This window comes from Bacillus sp. GbtcB10, from assembly GCF_019091365.1.
Lineage (GTDB): Bacteria > Bacillota > Bacilli > Bacillales > Bacillaceae > Bacillus > Bacillus altitudinis.
The window spans coordinates 279,806-293,088 of the sequence record NZ_JAGXJP010000004.1 but is presented as its reverse complement, the minus strand read 5'-3'; the positions used below and the strand labels follow the sequence as shown (position 1 = coordinate 293,088).

Below are 13,283 nucleotides of genomic sequence, written 5' to 3'. Positions count from 1 at the left end.
TGCAAAAAGGCTGTCCTTTTTGCAGGTATCTTCATGTAAAGGAGTGTTGTTTACCCATGCAGCAATCTGTTCACGCTTTATGGCAAGGGCTGAAATGGCTGATGGCGATATCAGTTATCTGTTACATATTTTTGTTGTTTTGTGTGCTGTTCTTTCATTTGACCGGTGCTTTTTACCAATCGGTTTTATCGCTGCTACTGTTTATGGGCATCTACGTCGTACTCGGGATCTCTTTTGAACATCTGGAACACGTGCTCATGCGGTTTCTTCGTAAGTGTCGGTCCAAAAAACGATCCATCGTTTTCTATACCGTTTTATTTCACCTTTTGTTTATTTGGGGTGCTGTCTACTTATCAGATGAATTGGTTGACGGCATTTTGCTGACTACTTCTGAAGAAATTCTCTTTGCGCTAAGTCTTTGGCTATTTCATTTTTTGTTTGATTATGCGTCGTTTTCGTTTGATAAGGAAGCTTCGTGAGGCGCTATCGTCTTTCTGTAGAGAGCGCTTGTTTGACCTGCTCCATATGATGGAGATCATGTTTAATCAAACCTTGAAAATAACTTGATAACGTCAGCTCGGTTTGACCGATCAGAAAGGGTGTAGCCCAGCGAGATGCTTCGATTTTCTTCATTTCTTGAAGCAATTTTGTTCTAACAGCAATAAATCGCCCGATCGTCTCGCTTCTCTCTTCCTTTCTTGCTCTTTCGGCTGACTGCTGATTCATTTCATGCACATCAGGTGCCTGAGGTAACGCTTTATTGTTCCAAAATTCCTTTAGGCGATCGTGTAAAATAAATTCATCCCATGGAACGAAATGTGCGATGATCTCAGCAATGCTCCACTTTCCATCAGCGATGGCGCTACGCCATTCTTCTTCTGTTACTTCCGTTAGTGACTGTACCCATTCAAGGGTGTGTTCATAGTGTTTTATCACGGTGTCTTTGTTCATGTTTTGTTATCCCCTTCATGTTTTTAAAAGAAGTTGATCAGAAATTGGTTAGTTTCATTCTTGCTAAATCATTTATAACATATTATCATATACTTTAATTACCAAATGAAAAGGGGGAATTGTGATACGCTGTCCTATATGAAAAAGCTTATTTTTTTGCGCCAAAATAAACCGACCGGTCTGTTTATAAAAAGGGAGGAAAAATGATGAAATCTCAAAATGTGATCATTATCGGCAGTGGTGTAGCAGGATTGGCTACTGCTTTATTTTTAAAAAAGGCTGGAATGGAAAGTACGATTTATGAAAGCAGGTCAGATGAAGAATTAGAAACAGGAGCAGGTTTTTTACTATCTCCGAATGGGGTAAAGATTTTGGATGGAATCGGGTGTAAAAATGAAGTGATAGCAAATGCAACAGTGATAAAGAAGATCCAGCAAATAAACAGTGAAAATGAAATAGAAGCGATCTTTCACAATTATAGTGAAAAATATTATGATGCCCCTTTACTGAACGTCATGAGAGACCAAATCATCAAATCACTTTTAAAAGAAGTTCACCGCCAAGGAATAGAAGTGAAATACAACAAAAAGTTAACCTCGATCAAACAGCAGCCTCATTCCGTTCAGGCTCTTTTTGAAGATGAAACTGTGATAACAGGTGATATCGTAATAGGAGCAGATGGAACTTTTTCTAAAACAAGAGAGGCTATTGCGTTTAATGCTAAATTAGACTATAGCGGTTTTTGGGGACTACAAGGAGTATCGTTTGTGAAGGATTTTGTATTGGATGAGGCAACAAGTTATTTTTACAATGACGGAAACTTTCAATTCATTTTTGGGAAAGCGCATCCAACAAATAAAATGAATATTTTATGGCAAGCTTTCTCTCAGTGTCCTGAGAAGTTACCTACAAAACATTTTGAGAAAGCCAATCAAGAAACCATCCGACAGTTATTATATAAACAAATGGAACATTGGAACATTCCTAAACACCTTTCTGACATCATCGATCATACAAACATGTTCTTTCCAAGAAGTATCTATGAAATAAAGGATTTTCCTGTGTGGTCAAAAGGACGTGTTGTTCTTGTAGGTGATGCGGTACATACGGCGAACCCTTTTGTTGGTCAAGGAGCATCGTATAGTCTAGAAGATGCCATGCTCATAGCAAAGATGCTAAGGGATCATGATTATCGAGATGCGTTCTATTATTATGAAAAGGATCGAAGAAAGAGGACAGAAGAATTGAATGCGCTATTTCAGCACATGAGTATTCAAAACGATATTGATAAAAAAATGAACGAATACACGATTGAATGGGATGAAGAAACTTACGTATGAGATGAAAGATAAAAAAACACCACTTATGATGAAAAGTGGTGTTTCTTGTTTTTTCTCCGTGCATATAAAATCGCAACGATCAAACTGACGAGTGAAATCAATGCGAGAATTCTGATATAAGGCGGATAGTAGGTTAGCACGATCTCGTTTTTGCCTTTTTCTATTGGAAAACCGATAAACGCATAATTGGCTTGTTCAATATCGGTTTGATGGCCGTTCACCGTGAGCTCCCAGCCTTTTTCATATGGAACAGGCAGAATCATATAATCATCGCCGCGCTTGTTCTCATAAGAAATCGTAAAGCGGTTATTTTTAAGTTTCACCTGCTGGCTGCCATCATCCTGTTTTTCTTTTTCATATGCCCGCGCAAGGGTGCGGTAAGGCTCATGATACAGCTTTAATTGACTCAGCTCATACGTCCCTTTTGGCACTCGTATGGAAAGGATTTTTTCCGCAGGGACTCGGATCGTCACGTCATTAACGCCTGTTTTGTAGATAGACGTATTGCTTTTGCGTGATGTGACGTAGTCATCCACAGATAACTGAAACCCTTCGTTACGGTCGGTCCGCTTCACATAAAAGCTCACATACACATCCCCCACGCGAGCGATATCATCTGGAAGGGTGATATTCAGCCCGCCCGTTTTTCCGTATACATCAAGCACGCCATTTTCGTATACCGCTTGTTCAGTATGAATGTTTGTATCCTTTATTCGATCAGCCGATTGGTCGATTTCAGCATTTCCTTTTTTGTTTAAGATCACACCTTGCAACATCGCATGTTCTTTATCAAGTGCTGACGCATGCTCTAGTGACTTTTCTGAATAGACGGTACTCGTTGTTCTTGCAAATGGGAGCGGACGTGTATTTTCATACACTTCATAATGTTCGCTTTCCAATATTGGCTTAAAATAAACCGGCGGTGAGAAAGACATCGATTTGTCTCTCATATAATACTTCCCGTAGGTCAGACTGTATAAATTCGCCCTGTCCCCCATTGTTGCATACCGGCTGACACTTTCCCGTCCCATATCAATTTGCAGGTCATTCCAGTAGAAATGGAGCAGATGCTGATTCAATATACTTGAATACGCACTCATGCCTTGAAAGCCTTCAAATAACGGGGTGTTGTTGCGCACGCCGTTCATCCAATCAATCCGGGCAAGCGGATCTTCTTTTGAGCGGCTTTGAATCTGCTGAATGAGCTTCATTTGCTCATGTCCAGCATACGCCTCACTATTCAGATACGTATCTGATACGCTCTTAATATTGCTTCTTTCAAATAAGTAGCCCTGCTGATACACGCCTGCTGTCAGTAAGCTCACAACGATGAGCACAGCTGAAAAGAGACGAAGGTGCAGACGTTTCCCCGCATGTATCGAGAGGAAGAACAAGCTGATCACAAGTAGTCCTATTCCGGTAAATACAACAACATCCATATTTCCCTTTGCTCGTTCTGAAAGGGCGACTGCGAGAAGGAATACAATCCAAGCGCCTAAAACCGCACGTTTTTTCCACTTCCACTCCATTTGCGAGAAATGCTTGATGGTGATGGCTACGACTGCTCCGACTGTAAAAGCAAGAATGTATTCAAATCTGTACTGCGGTGCAGAAAAACCATTAAACACGCTCGCCATCTTTGGACTGTAGTGAAAAATGATCAGCAGAACACTGATCGATGTGAACATGAAAAACCATCTGTTCCGGTATAGCGGAACGAGAAACAGACAAATCAGAAAGATGACCGGCAATAAATACACCCTGCTTGTAAACAGCAGATGATCATGCAGCTCGAACCAAGGAATTGCCTGTTCATACGGCGGTCTTACATTATTGAGAAAGCCGTAAACAGACGGGATAAAAAAGGCAGCACTGATCCCAAACGATAACAACGTAGAGATCGCAAGGGTCCAGAACACCTTCCAGCCTCGCTCCTCGCTTTGAAGCTTAATCATATATCTGAAGACGAGATAAATGGCTAAAAAGATAAAGTGAATGTAAGCAAAGTAAAAGTTATTGATCAGCATGAGACTGCAAGCCGCAATAAACCATGCTGGCTTGCCTGTTTTGAAAATACGTTCAACCCCAAGCACAAGCAGCGGAAGCCACATCATGCTGTCGGTGAAAAACTCCCAAAACGTTTGATGCCGAAAGTACACAATAGACAGTCCGTAAATACCGGCACCTGTCAGCGCCCCCAGCCTATGCTGCACAATCGAAAGGAGCACACGATATGCGATGAACAGAATGACTGTCAGCTTGATCACACTCAGCCAGATAACTGCATTTGCCCAAAAGTGAATGTCTGTTGACTGTATAAGGTGAAGCGCATTTAATAGCCAGACAACAGCGACTGTGACCATAAAGACCATCGACGTTGTAAAATAATAACCTAATTGCGTATATGTACCGCCGCCTAGGCCAAATTGATAGGAATAAAAGAAGTTTCCTTTGATGTATTCGTCATACAGCAGCTTTTTAAACGGGAGCATTTGCGAAATGCCATCCCCATCTCCCGTCATATATCGGCCTTGCGTATATTCATATAAGAAAAAGGAGTGGCCTAATAAAGCAAGAATGAGGCACATTCCAATGAGTATCCATCTACGTTTCATCATCTAAATCCTTTCTCCAAAAGATCCACTGTTCATTGAAACAAAACAACCCAGCAAGCGATTCGTGCTTGCCGGTTATTTGACTCCACGTTATTTAAATAACTGCGTTAACACTCGGTCTTGTTCTTTTGAGCTTGTCTCTTGTTCCATGACATTTGATTCTTGAATTAAGTAATGCGGCCTCTTTTTCGTTTCATAGTAAATCCGGCCAATGTATTCTCCGATCACACCTAGACTCAAGAGCTGGACACCACCGAGGAAAAGCACAGCTGAGATTAAAGTGAAATAACCCGGTACCATGATGCCCGTTCTGACGATTTGAATAAAGGTCGCCACGATGTAAATCAAAGAGAGAAATAAGATCAAAATACCCGTATAAAAACAAATACGCAGCGGGCGGTTGTTAAAGGAAATGACACCATCAATCCCGTAGTTAAATAATTTCTTCAGTGACCATTTTGTATCACCGTGCTGTCTTTCCACATTTTCATAATAGATGACCTTTTCTTCAAAGCCAATCCAGCAAAAAAGGCCTTTTGAAAAACGATTTCCCTCTTTTAGCTGAAGCAATGCGTCGATCGCTTGACGGGAAATTAAGCGGAAATCTCCTACCCCATCACGCAAGTCCACTTCGACCACCTTGTTCATCACTTTATAATACATCGATGATAGGTAAGAACGAAGCTTGCTGTCCCCTTTACGGTTTCGTTTGGCAATGACTTGATGATAACCTTCTTCGTAGCCTCTAACAAAATCCTGAATCAAATACGTTGGGTGCTGTAAGTCGGCGTCCATAATGATCGCAGCTTCCCCTTTTGCATGCTCAAGACCTGCTAAAATTGCAGCTTCTTTCCCAAAGTTACGAGAAAAGGAAATGTATTTGACTTTTGCACTTTTGTGAGAGAGCTCTCTCATGTATTGAAGCGTATTGTCTTTGCTTCCATCATTCACAAAGATGATTTCAAAGTCATAATGAAAATCGCGAAACTCTTCCTCGAGTGCCTCAAAGATTCGTCTGATGTTTTCACCTTCATTGTAAGAAGGAATTATAACAGAGAGCAGTTCCCGTTCCATATCGCACCTTCTCTTCACTTTTTTCACATAGTCTGTTATGTTCATTATTCCTTTTTTGTCAGAAAACGAAACCCTTTTTTATTATCCATAAATTTCATGTATCCTTAATCGTTACATTATATCAGAGTTTTATTTCCAGTGATTTTCACCAACATGAATTTAATGTAATTTTAAGTTTATCCATTGTAAAAAGCCTGTAATTTTGATCACAGACTGGGTATTGTTTCATAAAATTGTTTAGTTATTTATATATTTTCCTGTTTATTGAAAAAGATGAGTAGAAGTGAAAAGGGCAACCCTTTTAATGCAGTAGCCCTTTGTTGTTTTGTTGCAAATGCTCATTTGCCTTCGATTGTTTATTTTGAAATAAATGCAGCTGAGCACCATAGCTTTCGATCCATTCTTGGACAATCCGTTCAGTCGTTTCCTGTCCTTTATATTTGCGGCCAGCCTTTGCATAGGTTGTTTCAAAATCACTCCAAAGGAGCTCTACCCATGTACGTGCTTCTTCATATGTGAGCATATTGTTTTTTTCCATTAGTTGTTCGGTTAATCGCTCAAAATATTGTTCCATACTGGTTCCTCCTTCATCTAGCAGAAAGTGCCTTTTTAAAAAAATCTCTTTTTTCATATACTACCCTTACGTCTTCAAAAGACGCAAATGATTTGTATTGTTTGGAGGGAATCAGTATGCGTAATAAAGCAAAGGGCTTTCCAAATCAAGTGAATCACAAGTTTGAAGGCGAACCAGGGGCCACAGATGCTTATGCGTCTAAAAGGCCGAACGGTGAGACGAATACACGTCCACAGGAACGTATGAGGGCATCAGGGAAACGCTAATTTTTCCAAAGGGAGTGCTTGAGATATGAGTTCAAATGGGAAATCGTATATGGAAGACTTTGTTCAATTAAGAACAACCGCTTACCCTCAACCATGGGCGAATGCTAAACATTCTGCCTCTCAGGTCAACGGAGAAACGCAGCAAACGCAGCACGACATCGTACTTCAGAACAACGTCCGTAAACAACGTTCGAAGTAAAGAAAAGGACTGATCTCTAACGATCAGTCCTTCAGATTGTTGACAAAGGGCTAAAATGAACTCGATTTTAGCCCTTTGTCTTCTTTTCAGCGTGATAGAAAACCTTTGCAGCCCTAGGAAGGACGAGTACTGGCGCGGAGCGAATTTCACATTCGTGAGCACCAGCACGCAGGACTGACAAAGAATGCGAGGGTTTGTCTACACGCTGAAGGACTGATCTCTAGGGATCAGTCCTTTTGCGTAAGCATTGAAATCGGCAGGGCATCTTCTTTATTTGGCGCTGATACTCTGTAGCCCCAAGCAAAAACACCATTTAAATACTCCACATAAAACAGCTCGTCTGTATCTTTGATGTGATAAGTCGTTTTGGTCTGAATAGCAGCTGGATCTAATAAATAGGCTTTCGCCATGTCAATTTTCCGCTCCAACACGGCATATTCATTCACAATGCCTAGCTGCTCAGCTTTTCTTGCTTTTTCAGAAAGAGCGGCAATCTCCTGCTTTAATTCGTATTCTGTCATTTCACTATAGCGTTTTTCCATCTGTCATTCCCCTTTGTCTAAAACGTGATCAATTGTATCAAGATCAAATCCTTTTCGGTAAAGGAATTGCTTCACTTTCATTTTTTTCTCAAATGATCCGTCATAACCTACCTTGCGTTTTGCCTTCTCAAGCATATAGTGAAGGGCTTCTTCTTCCTTTTCCTCTTCTTGTCCATCATAGGCTTCTTGAAGGGCTTTATCAATGATATCAAATGAAAATCCTTTTCGCTGAAGCTGCAATTTGATACGCTGTTCAATTTCTTTTGCGGACCGGTTTTTCTCTTTCTTAACCAGCTTTAGCACTTGTTTCACTGCTTCCTCTAGCTGCAAATCATTCGGATATTGCGATAGTGCTTGTTCGATGGTGTCATCGTCTATGCCTTTCAGCTTTAATTCTTTTTTTAGCACTGACGGGCCTTTGCTATTCGTTTTTCGGTGGGTGCTTACATACGCTTCTGCAAATTCAAGATCATTTACATACTTATAATGTTTTAATTTGTGTATAATTTCACTAATAGCAGGTGCTGGTATGTCTTTTTTCGTCAAATAATCGGTGACTTCTTTCACTGATCTCATCCGATACGATAAATAATCGACGGCCTGCTGAAATCCTTTTTTTACTGCATCACCGAATTGAATCTCTATGATATCGGCTTCGTCCAGCTCTTTTCCCTTTTTCAAATCATGCTGGACGAGCACATCTAGATCAACGCTAAAAGCGTACTTTTCATCAAGAAAGATGTTCACGCGTTCTGTATTGTTTTTCTGAGCAGAGATTTTCGTAATATAGGGCATCCTGTGATCACTCCTTTTTTCAAACAGTCAGGATGTTTCTTCTGATTCAAAATCGTGAAAGATATAGGTATGTATATGAGAGGAGAAGATGTCAATTGAATATCGCCATTACCGGAGGAACCGGGTTTATCGGCCAGCATGTCACAAAGGTGCTCGCAGCTGAAGGACATCATCTATATATTTTAACAAGAAATCCAAAGGAATCCGAACAAAATCATTTACACTATGTGCAGTGGCTGACAGAAGGTGCTAAGCCTGAACATGAATTGCCTGCGATTGATGTATGGATTAACCTTGCTGGAAAATCCATTTTCACACGCTGGACGGACAAAGCAAAAAAAGGCATTCTCTCCAGTCGTCTTCAATCAACGCAAGAAGTAAGACGCATCATAGAAGCGCAGGAATCGAAACCATCTGTGCTCATTCAAGCAAGTGCTGTCGGTATCTATGGCACTTCCAAGACAGAGGATTTTACGGAGGAGGCCCCACCAGCCGATACAGACTTTTTAAGTCATACGTCAAAGCTTTGGGAAGCTGAAGGGCAAAAAATTGAGGCGCTTGGTATTCGCACGGTTTATACACGCTTTGGGGTGGTATTAGGAGAAAAAGGCACACTTCCTCTTATGACCTTGCCATACAAGCTGTTTGCCGGTGGAACAATTGGCTCTGGCTCGCAATGGGTATCTTGGGTTCACGTGGAGGATGTAGCACATCTCATTGCGTATGCCATTCTACATGATCACATATCAGGTCCACTCAATGTCACGTCTCCAAATCCTGCTCAGATGAAGCAGCTGGGGCAAACCATTGCATCTGTCCTTCATCGCCCTCACTGGCTGAAGGTGCCGTCCTTTGTCATCAAAACCGCACTTGGCGACATGTCATTGCTTGTATTAGAAGGCCAGCGCGCCCTGCCGAAAAAGGCACTGCTGTCTTCTTATGAATTTTTACACCCTGAGCTAAAAGAAGCGATTTTGCATTCAGAGGAATAAATGTTGTCAAAAACACCCATCCTATTAAAAATGAGATGAGGGGGCGATTTTGATGAAGAAAAAAGAACACCAGCCGACTTCAAAACTGAAGAAAACCCAGGAAGTTCTGTATCAGCAGGAATTCAAAAAAGCGGAAAGAGCAGCAGAAAAAAGAAACAAATAAAGCGGATATTCCTCTTTTACAAGCACATAACTAAAGTGATCTTGTAAAGGAGGGAAAAGCTTTGAAAAAAGACCAACTCAAAAAATCCAACCAGCAGCTTGCGGCACAAGAGACGGATGGCGAATATGTTGAATTTTCCAAAGAACTTGCAGATCCGAATGACGTAAAAGCGATGGCACGTATGAAAGCAGCCGATCAGCGTGCCAAAAAACAATAAGTAAAAAAAACAGACCTTATCAAAAGGTCTGTTTTTATTTGATTTCAGTTAGCAGGCTTGATGCCTTCTGACGTGACTTTTCCTCAGGCACCTCTTCTGGATAACCGATGTGAAGAATCGCGGCAAAGCGTTCGTTTTCCTTTAATCCCATATCCTGTTGAAACCCTTTGTCGTATAAGATACGGCCGCTCTTCCATACCATACCGATTCCTTGATCCCAAGCCAGCAGCTGGAAGTTTTGAATGAGCGCACTCACAGCGGCAAAATCATCATTTCTCACAACTGGATTTTCGTCTTCTTTTAGAACAACAAGTAAAAGTGCTGGTACTTTAGAAAAATAATCTCTGTACTGATTAATCTTTTCTTCTTTTGCGTCTGGATTGTTGCGTTTAAAGAAAGCAATAAACCGCTCAACAAATACCTCTTTCGCTTCATCCGTCACTGCATATAAAAAACGCCAAGGTTCCGTGATTTTATGATTGGGTGCATAGACTGCGTCCTCTAATAATGGCTGAAGCTGTTCAATGCTCACCGGCGTTTCTTTGAATTTTCGAATCGATCGTCTATATCTGACAGCGTCTCGAACCGTTAACGCTTCTGTTTGTTGTTTTGTTTCTGGCATATATGTCATCCTTTCAATCAACCTTAATTGAAATTGATTCTCATTCACATTATAAACATGATCATGTGCTGTTTGCAAATAAGACCTCACCTCTCTGCTAAAAAGTTGTTTGCCTTTTTCAAGTAATGTTACAATCATATTACGTTTTAAACAAATTTTGAGAAAAAAGCCAAGATGATGAAATGATTTCAGGTATTTCCACTTTGTCTCATGCGGCTATTTTTTCAAAAAGCTTTCAACCCATGATTGGAAGGGAGGCTTCTGGATGGAATGAAAATCAATATTGGGCAAATCATCAAACTCTATCGTTATAAACAAAATATGACCCAATCGGAGTTGGCAGAAGGAATTTGTTCTGTCTCTCATTTAAGTAAAATTGAAAATGGCTCAAAAGAGGCCAATCAAGATACGATCAATCTTTTGCTTGAACGGCTTGGAATTAGTCAAGAAACGCTGTCGCAAAAGGCGCGTCATCTGTTGTCATTACTCGATGAGTTTCAGATGAACATGTATTTCTATGCGCTCGATCAAGCAGAGCAAAATGCAGAAATGATCATTCATCACGAGGAACAGTTCTTTTCGCTAGATTTAGGGATTCAGTATCATTTGTCCTTATTTCAATTTTATTTATTAACAGAAAAACAGCAGCTTGCCTTAAAAACGCACCGCGTGCTTAAGAAGTTTGAAAAAACCTTTATTGACACAGAAAAAGAAACGTTTGAATATCTAGATGGCATCCACCAGATTAAAATCGGTCAGCTCGAAGAAGGATTGAAAAGACTTGAAAGCTGCTTTTCTTACGCTTCTGTTGAACAGAGCGACCTGTATTATCACTATGCAAAAGCACTTGGAGCCATGGGGCATCTCGGTGATGCGCTTGAGGCCACACATCAAGCAATGGATTTGTATAGACAAAAAAATAATTTCAAGCGGGTCATTCATTGTACACTCATTCATGGGGTCATCTCACTGGAATTAAAGGCCTTTCAAACAGCTAAAAGATATTTAAAAGAAGTGATTTTACACACATCGCTTCACCCTGATGCTTATATTAAGATGACAGCTTATTTTTATTACGGGGTTCTCTTAAAACGCCAAGGCGATTTCTCATCCGCTGTGCCTTATTTACTAGATTCACTCAATTATTTTAATCAAGAACAGATAGAAGATCGTTACTGTGAAACGCTTTATGAAATCGCGACATTGTATGCGGAATATGATCGCAAAAAGGCGCTTCCATACATACACGAGCTGCTCAAACAGCCTCGTATTCAACCAAACTGTTTATATATGATTAAAATCTATAAATTGATGATTGAAGAGAATCCTCATGATTTGAAAACTTATTTAGTAGAAGCAGCGATTCCTTACTTTGAACACAATCAGCTCCACAATGAGTACTTGTTTGCTCTTAGAACCTTGCTTTCCTATGCGGCTTCTGAGCTTGATAAGCGTGCATATATGTCTTACACAACGAAGCTGCTTGATCACTTAGCATCATATATCCCGTATTATAAAAAAGCATGACCTTCTGCCGATCGAAGGTCATGCTTTTTCTATGATTAGATGGTCTTTTGTTGATCTGTATCGGGACGGGTGACTTGTTCGACAGAATGAATGTACCGTTTTCTCGCAAAATAATCGTAAGCATGCTGCCCAAAGCCAAGCCAAATGCTGAGTACAATGAATGGGACCGTTCCCCATAATGCAGGGATATGACAAGCCATTCTCAGCCACGTATAAATCCCTGAGTTTTTTTGATTTTTCGCTAAGTAAATAGACACGATTCGTTTCTCTGCCTTCTCTTCACTAATTTTATTCAGTCTCAGCAGCTGTGAGTTTCTAAATGATTCAAAGTGAATTCGGTTTTTCCAATCGAGTGATTTCAACAGGTCAATTGCTTTTGCACATGAAGGACTTTGTCCGTCATAAAACACAAGCAGTCTGAGTGATTTGATGGAACGCTGTTCTCTTTTCTTTGATTCAGCGAGCTTCTTTTTTTCTTGATCGAGATAGATGATTTTTTTCATAAATTGATCGCCAGCCCTTTTCCTTCATTTATTTTTTTTAGTTCGTTCAAAGGAGATTACAACTAGATTACTATAGTTGCTGGGCCTCTTGTATTGGGAAAAAGCCATCCGACGTGCGTTATATGAGCCTTTAGATAAGGGCAAAATAGCTGATTTCATGGCATATATGAGGTTTTTCAACTAAAAGTGGTTGGGAAAATCGTGATGCTTTGCGGTTTTCTGCGGTATTTGATAGAATTCTGCGGTTTTTCTACATCTTTATGCGGTGTTTTGTAGGTGAAACGCAAAAACAAGATAAAAAAAGACTACTTCCCATTGCGGCGAAGTAGTCTTTTGGTTTATATTTTTGCCAAAACTTCTACTATTTCTTTCTCAATATCTTTCCATAAGTAACGATCTGTCGTATAGTGATGTGCGGCTTCTTTCGCAAACACTTTAAATGCCTCCTCAAAATCAGGTGCATCTTTATCCGGCTTTTTCTCGTCGACAAAGCACTGAGCTTCTGCTGAGCGAGGTCCCCATTTCCCCACTTCTTTCCCGTCCTGATCAATAATGACGATAATCGGAATCGATCTTGCGGTCCCGTTCGTTAAATACTGATCCATCAGGTCTAGGTGCTCGTCCCGAATGAAATAGCGCGCATCAATCAGTGCTTCATTTGCAATACGCATGAAAATAGGTACATTGACCATCGCATCACCGCACCAATCTGCCGTGATCACAAGCGCTCTGAGCTTTTTCTTTTGAAGTTTTTGAAGCAGCTCTTTTTCCTTTTGATGAATTGCGTACTGGTTGTACACCGTGAGTAAGTTTTCACGGTTTTTCTCCATGTTGTGTACATATGTACGTTCAGCTAATCCCTTTGTAAACCATTCATTTAGTGTCATGTGAACATCCCCCTTA

17 protein-coding genes are annotated in these 13,283 nt (G+C 40.5%); 8 read left to right on the top strand and 9 right to left on the bottom strand.

What is annotated here, in order from left to right:
* Window positions 1–56 precede the first annotated feature (56 nt).
* A complete protein-coding gene (locus tag KVT11_RS16375) occupies window positions 57–479 on the top strand; it encodes a regulatory YrvL family protein (protein ID WP_110487603.1) in 423 nt (140 codons plus the stop codon).
* Between the two features lie 4 nt (window positions 480–483).
* Here the strand turns inward: KVT11_RS16375 and KVT11_RS16370 are convergent, their stop codons facing one another.
* On the bottom strand, window positions 484–951 hold the full coding sequence (locus KVT11_RS16370; protein ID WP_025206969.1) for a DinB family protein: 468 nt from the start codon (window positions 949–951) through the stop codon (window positions 484–486).
* A gap of 206 nt (window positions 952–1,157) precedes the next feature.
* Here KVT11_RS16370 and KVT11_RS16365 point away from each other — a divergent pair, with 206 nt between their 5' ends.
* Window positions 1,158–2,291: an FAD-dependent oxidoreductase gene (locus tag KVT11_RS16365; protein ID WP_110487604.1), complete on the top strand. Its 1,134-nt coding sequence runs from the start codon at window positions 1,158–1,160 to the stop codon at window positions 2,289–2,291.
* Between the two features lie 23 nt (window positions 2,292–2,314).
* Here KVT11_RS16365 and KVT11_RS16360 read toward each other — a convergent pair whose 3' ends face one another.
* The 3 genes from KVT11_RS16360 to KVT11_RS16350 form a co-directional block, all read right to left on the bottom strand.
* The gene (locus KVT11_RS16360; protein ID WP_210552339.1) at window positions 2,315–4,909 is read right to left on the bottom strand and encodes a YfhO family protein; all 2,595 of its coding nucleotides are present in this window, start codon (window positions 4,907–4,909) and stop codon (window positions 2,315–2,317) included.
* An 87-nt stretch (window positions 4,910–4,996) separates the two neighbouring features.
* Window positions 4,997–5,980 carry a glycosyltransferase family 2 protein gene (locus KVT11_RS16355; RefSeq protein WP_008341983.1) on the bottom strand — a complete coding sequence of 328 codons (984 nt, stop codon included), beginning with the start codon at window positions 5,978–5,980 and terminating at the stop codon, window positions 4,997–4,999.
* A gap of 301 nt (window positions 5,981–6,281) precedes the next feature.
* The gene (locus tag KVT11_RS16350) at window positions 6,282–6,554 is read right to left on the bottom strand and encodes a YfhJ family protein (RefSeq protein ID WP_017358840.1); all 273 of its coding nucleotides are present in this window, start codon (window positions 6,552–6,554) and stop codon (window positions 6,282–6,284) included.
* A gap of 116 nt (window positions 6,555–6,670) precedes the next feature.
* Here KVT11_RS16350 and KVT11_RS16345 point away from each other — a divergent pair, with 116 nt between their 5' ends.
* Complete coding sequence (locus tag KVT11_RS16345) at window positions 6,671–6,820, top strand: small, acid-soluble spore protein K (RefSeq protein ID WP_003217849.1); 150 nt, start codon at window positions 6,671–6,673, stop codon at window positions 6,818–6,820.
* Between the two features lie 25 nt (window positions 6,821–6,845).
* On the top strand, window positions 6,846–7,019 hold the full coding sequence (locus KVT11_RS16340) for a YpzG family protein (protein ID WP_003217811.1): 174 nt from the start codon (window positions 6,846–6,848) through the stop codon (window positions 7,017–7,019).
* Between the two features lie 227 nt (window positions 7,020–7,246).
* Here KVT11_RS16340 and KVT11_RS16335 read toward each other — a convergent pair whose 3' ends face one another.
* Window positions 7,247–7,561 (bottom strand): YfhH family protein, encoded by a 315-nt coding sequence (locus KVT11_RS16335; protein WP_017358839.1) that lies wholly within the window; start codon window positions 7,559–7,561, stop codon window positions 7,247–7,249.
* Between the two features lie 3 nt (window positions 7,562–7,564).
* Window positions 7,565–8,356, bottom strand: a complete 792-nt coding sequence (gene recX, locus KVT11_RS16330; RefSeq protein WP_017358838.1) for a recombination regulator RecX — start codon at window positions 8,354–8,356, stop codon at window positions 7,565–7,567.
* A 95-nt stretch (window positions 8,357–8,451) separates the two neighbouring features.
* Between recX and KVT11_RS16325 the strand changes: the two genes are divergently transcribed.
* From KVT11_RS16325 to KVT11_RS16315, 3 genes are all read left to right on the top strand, one after another.
* On the top strand, window positions 8,452–9,348 hold the full coding sequence (locus tag KVT11_RS16325; RefSeq protein WP_217609076.1) for a TIGR01777 family oxidoreductase: 897 nt from the start codon (window positions 8,452–8,454) through the stop codon (window positions 9,346–9,348).
* A 52-nt stretch (window positions 9,349–9,400) separates the two neighbouring features.
* Window positions 9,401–9,511: a YfhE family protein gene (locus KVT11_RS16320; protein WP_017358836.1), complete on the top strand. Its 111-nt coding sequence runs from the start codon at window positions 9,401–9,403 to the stop codon at window positions 9,509–9,511.
* A gap of 61 nt (window positions 9,512–9,572) precedes the next feature.
* On the top strand, window positions 9,573–9,728 hold the full coding sequence (locus tag KVT11_RS16315) for a YfhD family protein (RefSeq protein ID WP_048002109.1): 156 nt from the start codon (window positions 9,573–9,575) through the stop codon (window positions 9,726–9,728).
* Between the two features lie 34 nt (window positions 9,729–9,762).
* Here the strand turns inward: KVT11_RS16315 and KVT11_RS16310 are convergent, their stop codons facing one another.
* Complete coding sequence (locus KVT11_RS16310) at window positions 9,763–10,350, bottom strand: nitroreductase family protein (protein WP_024720283.1); 588 nt, start codon at window positions 10,348–10,350, stop codon at window positions 9,763–9,765.
* 270 nt (window positions 10,351–10,620) lie between these two features.
* Here KVT11_RS16310 and KVT11_RS16305 point away from each other — a divergent pair, with 270 nt between their 5' ends.
* On the top strand, window positions 10,621–11,877 hold the full coding sequence (locus KVT11_RS16305) for a transcriptional regulator (RefSeq protein WP_008341668.1): 1,257 nt from the start codon (window positions 10,621–10,623) through the stop codon (window positions 11,875–11,877).
* Between the two features lie 35 nt (window positions 11,878–11,912).
* Here KVT11_RS16305 and KVT11_RS16300 read toward each other — a convergent pair whose 3' ends face one another.
* Both KVT11_RS16300 and KVT11_RS16295 read right to left on the bottom strand, forming a co-directional pair.
* Window positions 11,913–12,380, bottom strand: coding sequence for a thiol-disulfide oxidoreductase DCC family protein (locus tag KVT11_RS16300; RefSeq protein WP_025206964.1), 468 nt, complete (start codon window positions 12,378–12,380; stop codon window positions 11,913–11,915).
* A 338-nt stretch (window positions 12,381–12,718) separates the two neighbouring features.
* Window positions 12,719–13,267, bottom strand: a complete 549-nt coding sequence (locus KVT11_RS16295; protein WP_116307659.1) for a thioredoxin family protein — start codon at window positions 13,265–13,267, stop codon at window positions 12,719–12,721.
* Window positions 13,268–13,283: the final 16 nt, after the last annotated feature.